Source organism: Nonomuraea sp. NPDC050310, from assembly GCF_040655795.1.
Classification (GTDB): domain Bacteria; phylum Actinomycetota; class Actinomycetes; order Streptosporangiales; family Streptosporangiaceae; genus Nonomuraea.
Genome location: NZ_JBFAKP010000011.1, coordinates 163,579 through 177,546, shown reverse-complemented (window position 1 = coordinate 177,546; position 13,968 = coordinate 163,579). Strand labels below are relative to the sequence as shown.

General features: G+C 71.2%; 11 protein-coding genes. 7 read left to right on the top strand and 4 right to left on the bottom strand.

Annotation, left to right across the window (positions count from 1 at the left end; genetic code table 11):
- Window positions 1-18: 18 nt before the first annotated feature.
- Window positions 19-861, bottom strand: a complete 843-nt coding sequence (locus AB0I67_RS25085) for a DMT family transporter (RefSeq protein WP_357927805.1) — start codon at window positions 859-861, stop codon at window positions 19-21.
- 32 nt (window positions 862-893) lie between these two features.
- Here AB0I67_RS25085 and AB0I67_RS25080 point away from each other — a divergent pair, with 32 nt between their 5' ends.
- From AB0I67_RS25080 to AB0I67_RS25065, 4 genes are all read left to right on the top strand, one after another.
- The gene (locus AB0I67_RS25080; RefSeq protein WP_357927803.1) at window positions 894-1,469 is read left to right on the top strand and encodes an XRE family transcriptional regulator; all 576 of its coding nucleotides are present in this window, start codon (window positions 894-896) and stop codon (window positions 1,467-1,469) included.
- Window positions 1,470-1,958: 489 nt separating this feature from the next.
- The gene (locus AB0I67_RS25075) at window positions 1,959-2,675 is read left to right on the top strand and encodes a polysaccharide deacetylase family protein (RefSeq protein ID WP_357927801.1); all 717 of its coding nucleotides are present in this window, start codon (window positions 1,959-1,961) and stop codon (window positions 2,673-2,675) included.
- Window positions 2,672-4,165: a helicase HerA-like domain-containing protein gene (locus AB0I67_RS25070; protein ID WP_357927799.1), complete on the top strand. Its 1,494-nt coding sequence runs from the start codon at window positions 2,672-2,674 to the stop codon at window positions 4,163-4,165. The genes AB0I67_RS25075 and AB0I67_RS25070 overlap by 4 nt, the downstream gene beginning before the upstream one ends.
- Window positions 4,166-4,184: 19 nt before the next feature.
- Entirely contained in the window at window positions 4,185-4,835 is a 651-nt protein-coding gene (locus AB0I67_RS25065) for a DUF2461 domain-containing protein (protein WP_357927797.1), read from the top strand.
- Here AB0I67_RS25065 and AB0I67_RS25060 read toward each other — a convergent pair.
- The 3 genes from AB0I67_RS25060 to typA all read right to left on the bottom strand — a co-directional run bounded on the left by AB0I67_RS25060 (window position 4,832) and on the right by typA (window position 9,919).
- A complete protein-coding gene (locus AB0I67_RS25060; protein WP_357927795.1) occupies window positions 4,832-7,342 on the bottom strand; it encodes a hypothetical protein in 2,511 nt (836 codons plus the stop codon). The two genes, AB0I67_RS25065 and AB0I67_RS25060, sit on opposite strands and share 4 nt — an antisense overlap.
- Before the next feature lie 50 nt (window positions 7,343-7,392).
- On the bottom strand, window positions 7,393-7,968 hold the full coding sequence (locus tag AB0I67_RS25055; RefSeq protein WP_357927793.1) for a superoxide dismutase family protein: 576 nt from the start codon (window positions 7,966-7,968) through the stop codon (window positions 7,393-7,395).
- A 97-nt stretch (window positions 7,969-8,065) separates the two neighbouring features.
- Entirely contained in the window at window positions 8,066-9,919 is a 1,854-nt protein-coding gene (typA, locus tag AB0I67_RS25050) for a translational GTPase TypA (RefSeq protein WP_357927791.1), read from the bottom strand.
- A gap of 165 nt (window positions 9,920-10,084) precedes the next feature.
- On the opposite strand from typA, the gene AB0I67_RS25045 reads away from it, so the two are divergent.
- The 3 genes from AB0I67_RS25045 (at window position 10,085) to AB0I67_RS25035 (ending at window position 13,952) form a co-directional block, all read left to right on the top strand.
- The gene (locus tag AB0I67_RS25045; RefSeq protein WP_357927789.1) at window positions 10,085-10,522 is read left to right on the top strand and encodes a hypothetical protein; all 438 of its coding nucleotides are present in this window, start codon (window positions 10,085-10,087) and stop codon (window positions 10,520-10,522) included.
- 143 nt (window positions 10,523-10,665) lie between these two features.
- Window positions 10,666-13,095, top strand: coding sequence for a tetratricopeptide repeat protein (locus AB0I67_RS25040; RefSeq protein ID WP_357927787.1), 2,430 nt, complete (start codon window positions 10,666-10,668; stop codon window positions 13,093-13,095).
- A 56-nt stretch (window positions 13,096-13,151) separates the two neighbouring features.
- Window positions 13,152-13,952 carry an AMP-binding protein gene (locus AB0I67_RS25035; protein ID WP_357927785.1) on the top strand — a complete coding sequence of 267 codons (801 nt, stop codon included), beginning with the start codon at window positions 13,152-13,154 and terminating at the stop codon, window positions 13,950-13,952.
- Window positions 13,953-13,968: the final 16 nt, after the last annotated feature.

Sequence of the window (13,968 nt, the reverse complement as noted above, 5' to 3'; positions counted from 1 at the left end):
TGCGAACCGTAGCAAGCGCTAGGGCGCGGGTGCAACGGCAATCAGCGCCACCGCCCCGAGCGCGAAGGCCACCCCGGCCATCTGGATGCCGCGCAACCGCTCGCCCAGCACGAAGCGCGCCAGCAGCAGCGTGCTGGCCGGGTAGAGCGAGACCAGGACCGCGACCAGGCTGAGCAGTCCCTGCTGCTCGGCGAGCAGGTAGAGCACGTTGGCCGCCATGTCCAGCACGCCCGCGGCGAGGATGATCCGCATCGAGCCCTGGCCGGGCCGCAGCGAGCGCCGGGTGAGCACCGCCAGCAGCGCCACCAGGCCGACCGAGGCCAGCCGGGCGCCGACCAGGGACCACATGCCCGTCCCCTCGGGGGCGAGGGCGAGCAGGATGAAGAAGCCGCCGAACCCCGCGCCGGCGGCCAGCGCCGACAGCACCGCGCCGGTCGAGGACCGGGAGCCCTCGGCGGGGCTGCGGCTGACCAGCACGACCGCCGACACCGCGAGCACGATGCCCGCCACCGCCATCAGGTGCGGCCGTTCGCCCATGGCCAGCCCGAACACCACCGGCAGCACCGTCGAGGTCACCGCGGTCGTCGGCGCGACCACCGACATCACCCCGGTGGCCAGCGCCCGGTAGAACAGCACCAGGCCCAGCCCGCCCGCGACGCCGGCGGCCATACCCCAGGCCAGCGCCTCGCCCGAGTAGGCGCCCGGCAGCACCGGCAGCAGGACCAGCACCAGGGCCAGCCCGGCGAGCTGGGAGAGCACCACGACGGACAGCACTCGCGAGCGCTTGGAGGCCAGGCCGCCGAAGAAGTCGGCGGTGCCGTACACCACGGCGCAGGTTGTCGCTAAGATCACAGCAAGCATAGTTCACTCCATTGCACGATTGGTACTCTATATTGCACGAGACAGAGGCCATCACCGCGGCGATCGCGACGAACGTCCGCGGGCAGCGCACCCACCGCGGGCTCACCCTCGACGCCCTCGCCCAGCGGGCCGGCGTGAGCAAGGGCATGCTCGTCCAGATCGAGCAGGGCCGGACCAACCCCAGCGTCTCCACGCTGACCCGCATCGCCGCCGCGCTCGGCACGACCGTCGCCAAGCTGGTGGAGGTCTACGACGTGCCGCCGGTGCGGGTGATCGCCAAGAGCGAGGTGATGACCTTCACCAACGCCGGTTCGGTCGCCAAGCTGCTGGTCGGCGCCGACTCGCCGATGATCCTCGAACTGTGGGACTGGCGCCTCGACCCCGGCGCCCACCACGACGGCGACGCCCACCCGCCCGGCACCCGCGAGATGCTGACCGTCCTCGACGGCGAGCTCACCCTCACCGTCCACGGCAGGACCCACACGATCACCGAGGGCGACGCGCTGCTGTTCACCGCCGACCGCCCGCACCGCTACGCGAATACGGGATCCCAACCTCTTCGCTTCACGATGGTCGTTGTCGAGCCGAAAGAAGTCGCCGAATCGTAAAGTTCCGATTACTCAATCGGTCAACAGATGCTGGGTACATCCCTATCTGTTCGACAACCCGTCGATAGGGGTTCAGGTGAGTGAAGCCCGTGCTGCGATCGAGAAGCTCCGAGCGGAGCTTGCCGGTCTCGGCGTGACCGACACAGATGAGGTCGGTGACGATTCCACGCTCTCCGTGTGGATCGGTCTGGTGGTTCGGTTCCGTGATGGTTTTTACCGATGGCAGGAAGGGACGGTGAAGCGTCGGCATTTGGGTACGGATCCGGTTGGATGTGCCATAAGAGTGGCGCGCCGGTACACAGAACTCCAGGCGGATGTCCCACCCTGGTGGGAAGACCTGGCTCGAGAACTGCGGGGGGACTCGGCACAGGACTATCCGTGATGTAAGCCCCCGAACGCGTTTCGGGGGGAAGCTTGCGCGGACGATGTGCGCTGCTGGTCATGGCGGTGGCGGTTGGATGTGCGACCAAGCCACCAGAGAGAGGGGCCATGACCGTCCGGGTGGAGGAGGGCCGCCCGGCAGTGCGAATGGCGCCTGAGGAGCTGGCCAAGCGGTTGAGTGGGATGCAACCGCACTGGCCCCGTCCGAAGGCCGAGATCAACTGCGCCAAACGCAAGTGCGTGGCGCTCACCTTCGACGACGGACCCGGCGACTACACCGCCGGCCTGCTCGACCTGCTGCGCGAACGCGGCGTGCGAGCCACCTTCTTCGTGGTCGGCCAGATGGTCGCCGCCGACCGGCACCACACCCTGCAGCGCATGGTCCAGGACGGGCACGAACTCGGCAACCACTCCTGGAGCCACGCCCAGCTCACCGGCCTGTCCAGCGACGGCATCCGCGCCGAACTGGCCCGCACCCAGGACATCGTTGCCGACCGCACCGGCGTGGAGATGCAGGTCATGCGCCCGCCGTACGGCTCCACCGACGGCCGCGTCGCCACCGAGAGCCGCCGCGAGGGCCTGGCCCAGATCCTGTGGAACGTCGACACGCTCGACTGGCGCGACCGCGTCGCCTCGGTCGTCACCCGCCGCGCCGTCCAGGCCGCCCCCGGCTCCATCGTGCTCATGCACGACATCCACCGCAGCACCGTCGCCGCCGTCCCGTCGCTGGTCGCCTCCCTGTCGCGGCGCGGGTTCGACTTCGTGACCGTCTCCGAGCTGTACGGCAAGCGTCCCGCGCCGGGAAGGAAGTACACCGAACGATGATCGGCTACGAGTTCGACGGCCCGGTCCTCGACCTTGGCGCGCTCCTGGTGGATGGCGAGCCCAGCCCCGGCGACCAGATCCGCATCCCGCTGCGCATGCTCAACCGGCACGGCCTGGTCGCCGGCGCGACCGGCACCGGCAAGACGGTGACCCTCCAGGTGTTGGCCGAGCAGCTCTCCGCGCAGGGGGTGCCGGTCTTCCTGGCCGACGTCAAGGGCGACCTGTCCGGCATGGCCAGTCCCGGCGAGAGCTCCGACAAGCTGCTCAGCCGTACCAAGGGGATCGGACAGGACTGGAAGCCGGCTGCCTGCCCGGTGGAGTTCTACTCCCTGGGCGGGCTGGGCGAGGGGGTGCCGCTGCGCGCGACCATCACCGCCTTCGGCCCGACGCTGCTGGCCAAGGTGCTCGGGCTGAACGAGACCCAGGAGTCCTCGCTTGGGCTGGTCTTCCACTTCGCCGACAGCCAGGGGCTGCCGCTGCTCGACCTCAAGGACCTGCGCGCGGTCATCCAGTACCTGATCGACAACCCTGAGGCGCTGCGCGGGGTCGGCGGGCTGTCCAAGCAGACCGCCGGGGTGATCCTGCGCACGCTGGTCAACTTCGAGGCGCAGGGGGCCGAGCAGTTCTTCGGCGAACCCGAGTTCGAGACCGCCGACCTGCTCCGGGTGCTGCCCGACGGGCGGGGCGTGGTCTCGATGCTGGAGCTGCCCTCGGTGCAGGACCGGCCCGCGCTCTTCTCCACCTTCCTGATGTGGCTGCTGGCCGACCTGTTCCAGGAGCTGCCCGAGGTGGGCGACCCGGACAAGCCGCGGCTGGTGTTCTTCTTCGACGAGGCGCACCTGCTGTTCAACGACGCCTCCAAGGCCTTCCTGCAGGCCATCACGCAGACCGTGCGGCTCATCCGGTCGAAGGGCGTGGGCGTCTTCTTCGTCACCCAGACGCCCAAGGACGTCCCGGCCGACGTGCTGGCGCAGCTCGGCGCGCGGGTCCAGCACGCGCTGCGGGCGTTCACCCCGCAGGACGCCAAGGCGCTCAAGGCCACCGTGTCCACCTTCCCGCGCTCCGGCTACGACCTCGAAGAGGTGCTGACCCAGCTCGGCATCGGCGAGGCGGTGGTCACCGTGCTGGGCGACAAGGGCGTGCCGACCCCGGTCGCCTGGACCCGGCTGCGCGCGCCGCAGTCGAGGATGGGGCCGACCGACCCGGTCGCCATGCGCGGGCTGATCGCGCAGTCGCCGCTCATGGCCAAGTACGGCCAGTCGGTCGACCGGCAGTCCGCCTACGAGCTGCTGGCCGCCCGCGTCGTCGAGCGGCAGCCCGCCCCGCAGGCGCCGGCCGCCCCGCCCCCGGCCGCCGAGCGGCAGGAGCCGGGCGTGCTGGAGGGCATCCTGGGCTCGTCGGTCTTCCGGTCCTTCGCCCGCTCGGCCGCCAGCGCGTTCGGCCGGGAGATCAGCCGGGCCATCTTCGGTACGGCCAGGCGGCGCAGGTAGACGGCATACCCTGGGGCCCATGGCGTTCACCGGCTTCCCCGACGAGGCCTTCCTCTTCTACGAGGGGCTCGAGGCGGACAATTCCAAGACCTACTTCACCCGGAACAAGCACCTGTACGAGGAGGCGGTCAAGGCGCCCATGCTGGCCCTGACCGAGGAGCTGGCCGCGGAGTTCGGGACGGCCCACCTGTTCCGGCCCTACCGGGACGTGCGCTTCGCCAAGGACAAGTCGCCCTACAAGGACCACCAGGGCGCCTTCATCGACCTGCAGCCGTCCATCGGCCTCTACGTGGAGATCAGCGCCCGCGGGCTCTACACCGCGGGCGGCTGCTACAGCACCGCCTCCGACCAGGTGGCCCGCTTCCGGGCGGCGATCGACAACGAGCTGACCGGCGTGCCGCTGGAGAAGCTGGTCGAGGAGCTGCGCGGCGAGGGCTACGCCATCTCCGGCGAGCGCCTCAAGACCAAGCCGCGCGGCTTCGACGAGAGCCATCCCCGCATCGACCTGCTCCGGCACAAGTCGCTCTACGCCGGTTCGCGGTTCGAGCCCGAGCCGTGGGTGCACACCGCCGAGGTGGCCGAGCGGGTGCGGGAGACGTGGCGGGCCTACGGGCCGCTGGTCGACTGGCTGGCGGCGCACGTGCGGGGCAGCGAGCTCAGCCGCCGCTAGTCCTTCTGCTGGGAGGTGTAGCCGTCGCCCTTGAGGATGCGGTCCACCGTCTTGCCGGCGACCGAGGTGGCGGCGGTGGTGCCGGCGGCGATGACCACCGCCAGCAGCGGCGTGGCCAGGCTGCGCACGCTGCGGACGTTGCGGACCCGGCCCCACGGCTCGCCGGCCAGGTGCATGATCCGCCACTCCCAGTACAGCCCCAGCCCGATGCAGGCCAGCGAGGTCTGGCCGACCACGATGGCGATGAGCTGGATCTTGTCGGCCGCGCCGATGTCCGGCTCGAACAGCGCGGTCAGATAGGCCGACAGCTCGGTCGCGGTGGCGGCGGCCATCAGGTGCAGCGCCTTGGTCATCGGCTGGGTGCCGCGGATCTTCGGGTAGAAGTAGCCGTACAGGAAGCCGAAGACGGGAAGCGAGAGCAGGCCGCGCGCGTCGAAGGCGACCTCGCTCAGGTTGGAGCCGGCCGGCAGCCCGAAGATGAACGCGAACGGCAGCGTCAGCACCAGCGTGACGACGAAGGCCATCACGCCGTTGTGCCACGGCGAGCAGGCCGCCGCGGTCGCGAACGCGGTCTCCGGCCGGTGCGAGTCGCTGCCGAGCGCCTCGTTGAGGTCGCGGCGCCGCTCGTCGAAGTCGTCCAGCGACATCTCGCCCGCGCCCAGCTTGCCCCGGCCGAGCCGGTAGAGCTCCTGCTTGGCCTGGAAGAGCAACCGCTGGTGCAGGGCCTTCCGGACCAGGTCACGATGCTCGGCCGGGCTGTCCGGCTCGACGAACTCGGGACGCAGGCCGGAGATCAGCCAGCTCGCCCCGCCCCACGCCATCAGCGAGGTGATCGCCAGCGAGGGCAGGGTCACGCCGACGTCGAGCGCGCCCTCGCGGGGCGTGAGGTAGACGGCCAGCAACGTCACCATCATCGTCGCCTGGACCGCCGAGCTGCCCAGCACGTCGGGCGAGGTGCCCAGCCGGCGCAGCCGCAGCACCATGAGCACGAAGGCCAGCAGCAGCAGGCCCTGGGCGCCGCGCAGCACCGGGTCGAGGCCGTCGGGCGGGCCCGGCTGCCCGGCCACGCTCCACGACTCGGCGTCCAGCCACTCCGCCGGCCAACCCTGGACCAGCAGGCCGGCGAGCACGCCGAAGACGACCACCGGGCGCGACCACTGCCGGGTCATCACCGCGATGCCGGCCACCGGGATGAGCGACCAGGCCAGGGCCAGCACCAGGCGCACGCTGTCGGGCGGGTAGACCGCGGTCATCAGGGCGCGCATCCACAACGCGAAGGCGAGCGCGCCCAGGGCCACTCCGGCGGCGATCAGGGCCAGCCGTACGGTCATCTGGCGGGAGCCCAGGTCGGCGCCGAACGCCACGGCCGAGCCGGCGGCCGACAGGGCGGCGACCGTGCCGGAGCCCAGCAGGGTGGTCAGGGGGAGCTGGCCGTACAGGCCGGACCAGAGCAGCATGCCGCCGCCGACCGCGACCGCGGCGGCGGTGACCACCAGCAGGTCGGTGGTGGTCCACGGGGCCGGACCGGGCACCACCTTGATCGCGTGGCGCAGGGTCAGGATCGGCAGCACCACGAAGAGCATCACGTACCCGGCCAGGTGCAGCGGCTCGATCGGCAGCGAGAGCGCCACCACGGCCGCGCAGAGCGCCACCCCGGCCGCCAGCCAGCGGTTGCGCCGCCGGCGCCACCAGCTCCCGCCCAGGGCACGCAGCAGCAGCACGGCCATGACCAGGGCGGTCGCCACGCCGAGGGCCGCGGACCAGGAGACCTCGTCGTCCTTGACCGCCTCGACGTACTCGTGGCGGCCGTGCGCGAGGGAGAGCCGCACCGGGTTGGGGTTGATCGAGACCTTGAGCAGGTCGGGCGTCTCGACGTCGGGGACGAAGTCCGGCGTGCTCACCACCCGCCACTGGCCGGGCGCCACGGAGATCTCGCGGCTGGCCGTCCACAGCGGGCGGCCGGTCGGCACCTCGAAACGCAACGTCAGCAGGGCGCCCGGAGCCGTCTGGTACATCATGACCAGGCCGTAGGTGACCGTGGTGCGCCCGCCGGACGTCACCGTCTGCGGCGCGAAGCGCGCGGTGGGGGTCAGCTCGGCGCCGCCCTCGGCCACGATCGGGCCGAACAGCTCGTCGGTCTCGGCACGCAGGGAGCCGGGGAAGTTCTGCCGCTCGCGCAGCCGGTTGAGCAGCCGCGTCTCGTCCGGGTCGGCGGTGAGCGTGTGCGTGATCACCAGCTTGATCTGGCGCTGGCCGACGTCGAGCCGGCTGGGCGCGACCCGCTCCAGGTCGGCGTCCCGGGGCTGGAGCACCTCGACCTTGGTGGCGATCTCCGGCGGATCGGTGTCGGACACCCGGGGACCCTGGTTGACCAGCAGCTCGGCCGGGCTCGGCAGCACCGCGCGCGGCGGCCCGGGCACCGGTTGGGCGGCGACCGCACCCCACACGATCGCCGCCACCGAGAGAGCGGCCAGTGCATAACCGATGACCAGCCGTAACGTGCCCACGGTTAAGGATGATCCCCACGCGCGGGCAAAGGTTCAGCCGAAGAAGATAACTATCTGATGACGCCGCACGCGATCCGGCCGCCGGCGTCACCGGTCTTCTTCGTCGCCTCGTCCGGGCCGTTCGGCGCGTAACGCGGCGGGATGTGCGCGAAGTTGTCCGGCAGCGCGTGCACGATCACCGCGCTGCCGTCCTGGTCCATGAGCTGCCGGAGGCGGAAGCGGTCGGTGACGAACGAGGCCGTCCCCGTGCCGTCCGCGCCCACCAGCAGCGGCGGCAGGTCGCCGGAGTGCTCGCCGTGCGAGGCCTGCGCGAGGTCGAAGTGCCCGCCGGCGGTGAAGAACGGCGTGACCGCCCCGGTCGACGGGTCGACGGCCTTGGGGTCGCAGACGCCGGTGGTGTGCAGGTGGAAGCCGTGCACGCCCTTGGGAATCCCGCTGACGCGGACCGAGACGCGGGAGGCCCCGCCCTCGGGGCGGACGGAGAGCTCGCCGACCTTGCGTCCCGAGACGTCGTGCAGCGCGGCACGCGCGCTTGGGCCGTCCGCGCCGATCGCGGCCGTGGTCCAGACAGCGGCGACCCCCGTCGCCAGCAGGGCGACGAGGGTCAGATGCGCTTTTCCGGTCATTTCGTGACTGCCTTCCGTAAGGAGGAGTGGGCCTGGCCGGGGGCTCACCCGGCACTCCTACCCACTCCTCGGCGTCACGATCGCCCGGAGCGGCGGCTTAGTTGGTGCGCTTGGCGCGGGCCGTCGTGCGGGCGCGGGTCGCCTGGTCGAGGACGACCTTGCGGATGCGCACGGTCTCGGGCGTGATCTCCACGCACTCGTCCTCGCGGATGAACTCCAGCGCCTGCTCCAGCGAGAGCACCCGCGGCGGGATCAGCGTCTCGGTCACATCGGCCGTGGAGGAGCGCATGTTGGTGAGCTTCTTCTCCTTGGTGATGTTGACGTCCATGTCGTCGCCGCGGGAGTTCTCGCCCACGATCATGCCCTCGTACACCTCGGTGCCGGGGGAGACGAACAGGGTGCCGCGCTCCTGCAGGTTCGTCATCGCGAAGGCGGTGACGGGGCCGGAGCGGTCGGCCACCAGGGAGCCGTTGTTGCGGGTGCGCAGCTCGCCGAACCACGGCTCGTAGGCCTCGAACACGTGGTGGACCAGGCCGGTGCCGCGGGTCTCGGTGAGGAACTCGGTGCGGAAGCCGATCAGGCCGCGCGCCGGGACCACGAACTCCATGCGGATCCAGCCGGTGCCGTGGTTGGTCATGTGCTCCATGCGGCCCTTGCGGACGGCCAGGAGCTGGGTGACCGCGCCGAGGTACTCCTCCGGGCAGTCGACGGTCAGGCGCTCGACCGGCTCGTGGATCTTGCCGTCGATCTCCTTGGTGACCACCTGCGGCTTGCCGACGGTCAGCTCGTAGCCCTCGCGGCGCATCTGCTCGACCAGGATGGCCAGCGCCAGCTCGCCACGGCCCTGGACCTCCCAGGCGTCGGGACGCTCGGTCGGGAGCACGCGCAGCGACACGTTGCCGACGAGCTCCTTGTCGAGGCGGTCCTTGACCATGCGGGCGGTGACCTTGGAGCCCTTGACCCGGCCGACCAGCGGGCTGGTGTTGGTGCCGATGGTCATCGAGATGGCCGGCTCGTCCACCGTGATCAGCGGCAGCGGGCGCGGGTCCTCGGGGTCGGCCAGCGTCTCACCGATCATGATCTCGGGGATGCCCGCGATCGCGATGATGTCGCCGGGGCCGGCCTCCTCGGCGGGCTTGCGCTCCAGCGCCTCGGTCATCAGCAGCTCGGTGATCTTCACCCGCTGGATGGTGCCGTCCGTCTTGCACCAGGCGACCTGCTGGCCCTTCTTGATCGTGCCCTGGTGGATGCGGCACAGCGCGATCCGGCCGAGGTACGAGGAGGCGTCGAGGTTGGTGACGTGCGCCTGCAGCGGGGCGCTGGGGTCGTAGGTCGGGGCCGGGATGGTCGACTTGATGATGTCGAACAGCGGCTCCAGGTCGTCGCTGTCGGGCATGCCGCCGTCCTCGGGACGGTTGAGGCTGGCGCGACCGGCCTTGGCCGAGGCGTAGACGATCGGGAAGTCGATCTGCTCCTCGGTGGCGTCGAGGTCCATGAAGAGCTCGTAGACCTCGTCCACGACCTCCTTGATGCGGGCGTCGGGGCGGTCCACCTTGTTGATGCACAGGATGACCGGCATCTTCGCGGCGAACGCCTTGCGCAGCACGAACCGCGTCTGCGGCAGCGGGCCCTCGGAGGCGTCGACCAGCAGGACCACGCCGTCGACCATCGACAGGCCGCGCTCGACCTCGCCGCCGAAGTCGGCGTGGCCCGGGGTGTCGATGATGTTCAGCGTCATGTCGCCGTGCTTGACCGCGGTGTTCTTCGCGAGAATGGTGATGCCCTTCTCGCGCTCGAGGTCGTTCGAGTCCATGACCCGGTCGTCGACGTCCTGGTTGGCGCGGAACGCCCCCGACTGCCAGAGCATGGCGTCGACCAGCGTCGTCTTCCCGTGGTCGACGTGCGCGATGATCGCGATGTTGCGCAGGTCGTCGCGGCTGTTCAAAGGCATGTTGGAGTCTCGCTCTGTGATCGTTTGGGGTCGTCCGCGCGAACCGCGGCTCTACCATTTTAGTTGATCCCGCTAGCACCTAGGGCGGCGCAGGCGCAAAGGGGCACAATTCCGACTCTGTACCCCTCTTGTAGGGGGCTGCTTTGCTATCTGTTGGATGGTCGTGTGTCCTCCCACCGTGACCATGTCGCCCGGCTTTGCGAGGAAGGGCGCTTCCCGTGGGCGCACTCCTACGTCGACCGGCTCGCCGCCGACCGGCCCGGCGACCCCGAGCCCTGGGAACTGCGCTCGATGATCTTCGCCGCCCAGGGCCGCGGCGAGGACAGCGCCGCCGCCCTCGCCCGCTCCGCCGAACTGGGCGGCACGCCCGCCGCTTTCCCGGTACGGCAGGCGCCCCGGTCTCGCCGGGACCTGGTGATCGACCGGCTGATCGAGTTCGGGCTGACCGGCGCGTTGTGGGTCGTGCTCATGCTCATGGTCGACCTCCCAGACCTCGACGGGTCGCAGTGGCCCGCCAAGATCCTCTACGGTCTGCCGCTGGTCGTGCTCGGCGCGTTCGAGGTGGGGCGGCGGATTCGCGAGGCGGTGGCCAGGGTGTGGTGATCCTGGTCAAGGGCCTACTGATCGCCACAAGACAGGGCAAGCGGTGCGGTCTCTGGCTGCGGTGACAAATCGGGCAAGGGGTTGCAAGGCCTCGCGGTCGAGAACAGACTCCGAGTGATCCAGCCTCCAGCCCTTGGACCACGATGCCCCACAACCTTCCCAGTGAGCCGAACCGTTTCATCGGCCGGGAGCGGGACCTGACCGAGGTGATCGGGTTGCTCTCGCGCCATCGCGTCGCCACGTTGTGCGGTGCGGGCGGGATCGGCAAGACCCGGTTCGCGTTGCGTCTGGCGCGGGAGGTGGTGGACGACTTCCAGGACGGGGTCTGGCTGGTGGAACTGGCCAGGATCAACCGGCCGGACCTGGTGGCGCACGCGGTGGCGGACGTGCTGCGGGCGCACGAGGAGGGCGCGAGCACCCTGCTCGACACGCTGGTCGGCCGGATCGGGTCGCAACGCATCCTGCTGGTCCTGGACAACTGCGAGCACGTGATCGAGGCGTGCGCGGAGCTGGTGGACGCCCTCGTGGCCAACTGCCCGGGGCTGCGGGTGCTGGCGACGAGCCGGGAGCCGGTGCGGATCGCGGGGGAGCTGGTGTGGCGGGTCCCGCCGCTGGAACTGCCCGAGGAACGCGAGGAGATCGAGGCGAGCGAGGCGGTGCAGCTCTTCCTGGAACGGGCCTACGCGGCCGGCTCCCGGTTCGAGCTGACCACGGAGACCCTGGACGCGGTGGGCGGCCTGTGCCGGGCCCTGGACGGCATGCCCCTGGCCCTGGAGCTGGCGGCGGCCCGCACCGCCGTACTGGCACCGGAGCAGATCGCCGCCCGCATCAACGACCGCTTCAAACTGCTGACCGGCGGGGACCGTACGGCTCCCGCCCGGCACCGCACGCTGCGCGCGACCGTCGAGTGGAGCCACGAGCTGCTCCCCGAGGAGGAGCGGATCCTGCTGCGCCGCCTGGCGGTCTTCGCCGGCGAGTTCGACCTGGAGTACGTGGAGCGGGTGTGCGGCGACGCGCTGCTCGCGCCGGACGACGTGCTCGACCTGCTGGCCGGGCTGGTGGACAAGTCGCTGGTCCAGTGCGACCAGCGGGGCGAGGCCCGCTACCGGCTGCTGGAGACGATCGCGCACTTCGCCCGGGAGCGGCTGCGCGAGGCCGGCGAGGAGGAGGAGCTGCGCGACCGGCACCTGCGGGTGACCCGCGACCGGGCCAGGGACGACTTCTGGAACGACATGCTGGTCAAGCTGCCGGGCGAGACCCGGCTGACCGCCTTCGCCAAGGTCGCCGACCGCAACGCCGACCACCGTGCCGCGCTGGCCTGGGCGGTCGAGTCCGGGCAGGCCGAGGCGGGCCTGGAGACGGCCTGCTTCCTCTACCCGATCTGGGCGGTCAGGGGGAGCTGGCTGGAGAACCGGGGCTGGTACGAGCGCCTGCTGGCCATGGACACCACGGACGTGCCGCCGGAGCTGGTCGGCGAGGCGTGGTGCCGCCAGGCGGACATGGCCTTCGGCCAGGACGACCTGGCCATCGCCGAGCAGTCGGCCCTGCGCGGCCTGGAGCTGATGCGCACCCGGCCCGGCTACCGGTTCGCGCTGGGCCTGTCGCTGAACAACGTGGCGATGATCTACCTGCGCACCGGCCGCCCCGAGCAGGCGCGCAGCCACGCCGAGGAGGCCCTGGAGGGCGCCACCCAGGCGGGCGACCTGTGGAACATCGGCATGGCGCACAACGGCCTGACCCTGATCGCCGGCCTGGACGGCAAGCTCCGCGAGGCCCAGCGGCACGCCGAGGACGCCCTGGTGGCCTTCCGCGAGACCGACCAGCCGTGGGGCATCGGGCGCGCGCTGATCAGCCTGGGCGTGCTCGGCCGCATCCGGGAGGACTACGACAACGCGCGGGCCAACCTGGAGGCCGCTCTGCCGTACCTCGAAGCCCTGGACGCCAAGCCCGAGATCGCGCGAGCCCTGTCGGAGCTGGGCCGGGTGGCCACCCAGCAGGGGGATCTGGAGCGCGCCCGGGACCGGCTGGTGGCCAGCGTGGAGCTGAGCCGGAAGATCGGCCAGCGGCGCGGGGTGACCCGCGGCCTGGCCGCGCTGGCGCGGGTGGCCGAGGCGCGCGGCGAGATCGAGTCGGCGGTCCTGCTGTGCGGGACGGTCGCCGCGCTGCGCGAGACGATCGGGCAGAAGTCGTCGGTCGCGTGGGCCGAGGAGATCCTCGGCCGGGCGCGCGCGGTGCTGGGCGACTCGCGCACCGGCCTGCTGTACGCGCACGGCCGCGCGATGTCGGCCGAGGACGCCCTGACCACCGCCAGTACGGCGCAGCCGCTCCAGGCCCCGGTGAGCCGTCCCGCCGAGCAGGTGGCGGTGGAGACCGCCTCCCTGCTGACCGCCCGCGAGCGCGAGGTGGTCGCGTTGCTGGTGCGGGGCCTGTCCAACCGCAAGATCGGCGAGGAGCTGGTGATCAGCACCGCGACCGCGGCCCGGCACGTGGCCAACATCATGCTGAAGCTGGGCTTCTCCTCCCGCACCCAGGTCGCCGCCTGGGCGCTGGAGCAGCGCATCGTGAATGGCTAGGTCACTACATATTCGTGTGCATGTGCGCAGGAGCTGGCTTTCCTACCGTAGTGCGCATGCCTACCTGGACTGATGTCGTGCTCGGGGACGCAACTCGCCGAAACGGCCGGCCGGCGGTCACCGACGTGCGGACCGGCGAGGTCCTGACGTACGAGCTGCTGGCCAAGAAGCTCGGCCGCGCGGCGGCCGGGCTGCGCGAGCGCGGCCTGTCCACGGGCGACCCGGTCCTGGTCCATCTGCCGCCGGGCGCGAACTACCCGCTGGCGCTGCACGCCGCCGCGGCGGCGGGGGCGCTGGTGCTGCCGCTGGAGTGCGACATGGACACCGAGCTGTTCTACGAGCGGCTGTGCACCAGCCGCGCCCGGCTGCTGATCACCGACGCCGAGCTGGCCGAGTGGTCCACCTCGGCGGTGGGCGAGTCGCGGATCCGGCAGATCTTCGCCTTCGGCGACGTGCCGGGGGCGACGTCCTTCTGCGACCTGGACGGCCGGCCGGCGAAGGTGCCGGTCTCGGTCGCGGCCAGCTTCGACGGCCGCCACCGCATCGGCCACGCCGGCATGGTCACCGAGCTGCGGCGATTGTCGCGCGAGGTGGGGCTGACCGAGCGCGACACCGTGCTCGTGGCCGCCACCGAGGCACGGGAGCAGGCGGTCATGTTCGACCTGGCCATGATGGCGGGCGCGCACGTGATCGCCACCGTCGAGCCGACGCTGAGCCGCTGCCGGGAACTGATCGCCGACCACCGGGTCAGCGTGGCCGCGGTGCCGCCGCGGCTGGCTCCGGTGCTGGACGGCGAGCACGTCCGGCTGACCGTGCACGGGCACACCATGGTGCTCGTACGCACCCCGCGTACGTAGGCCGCTACATCATCCT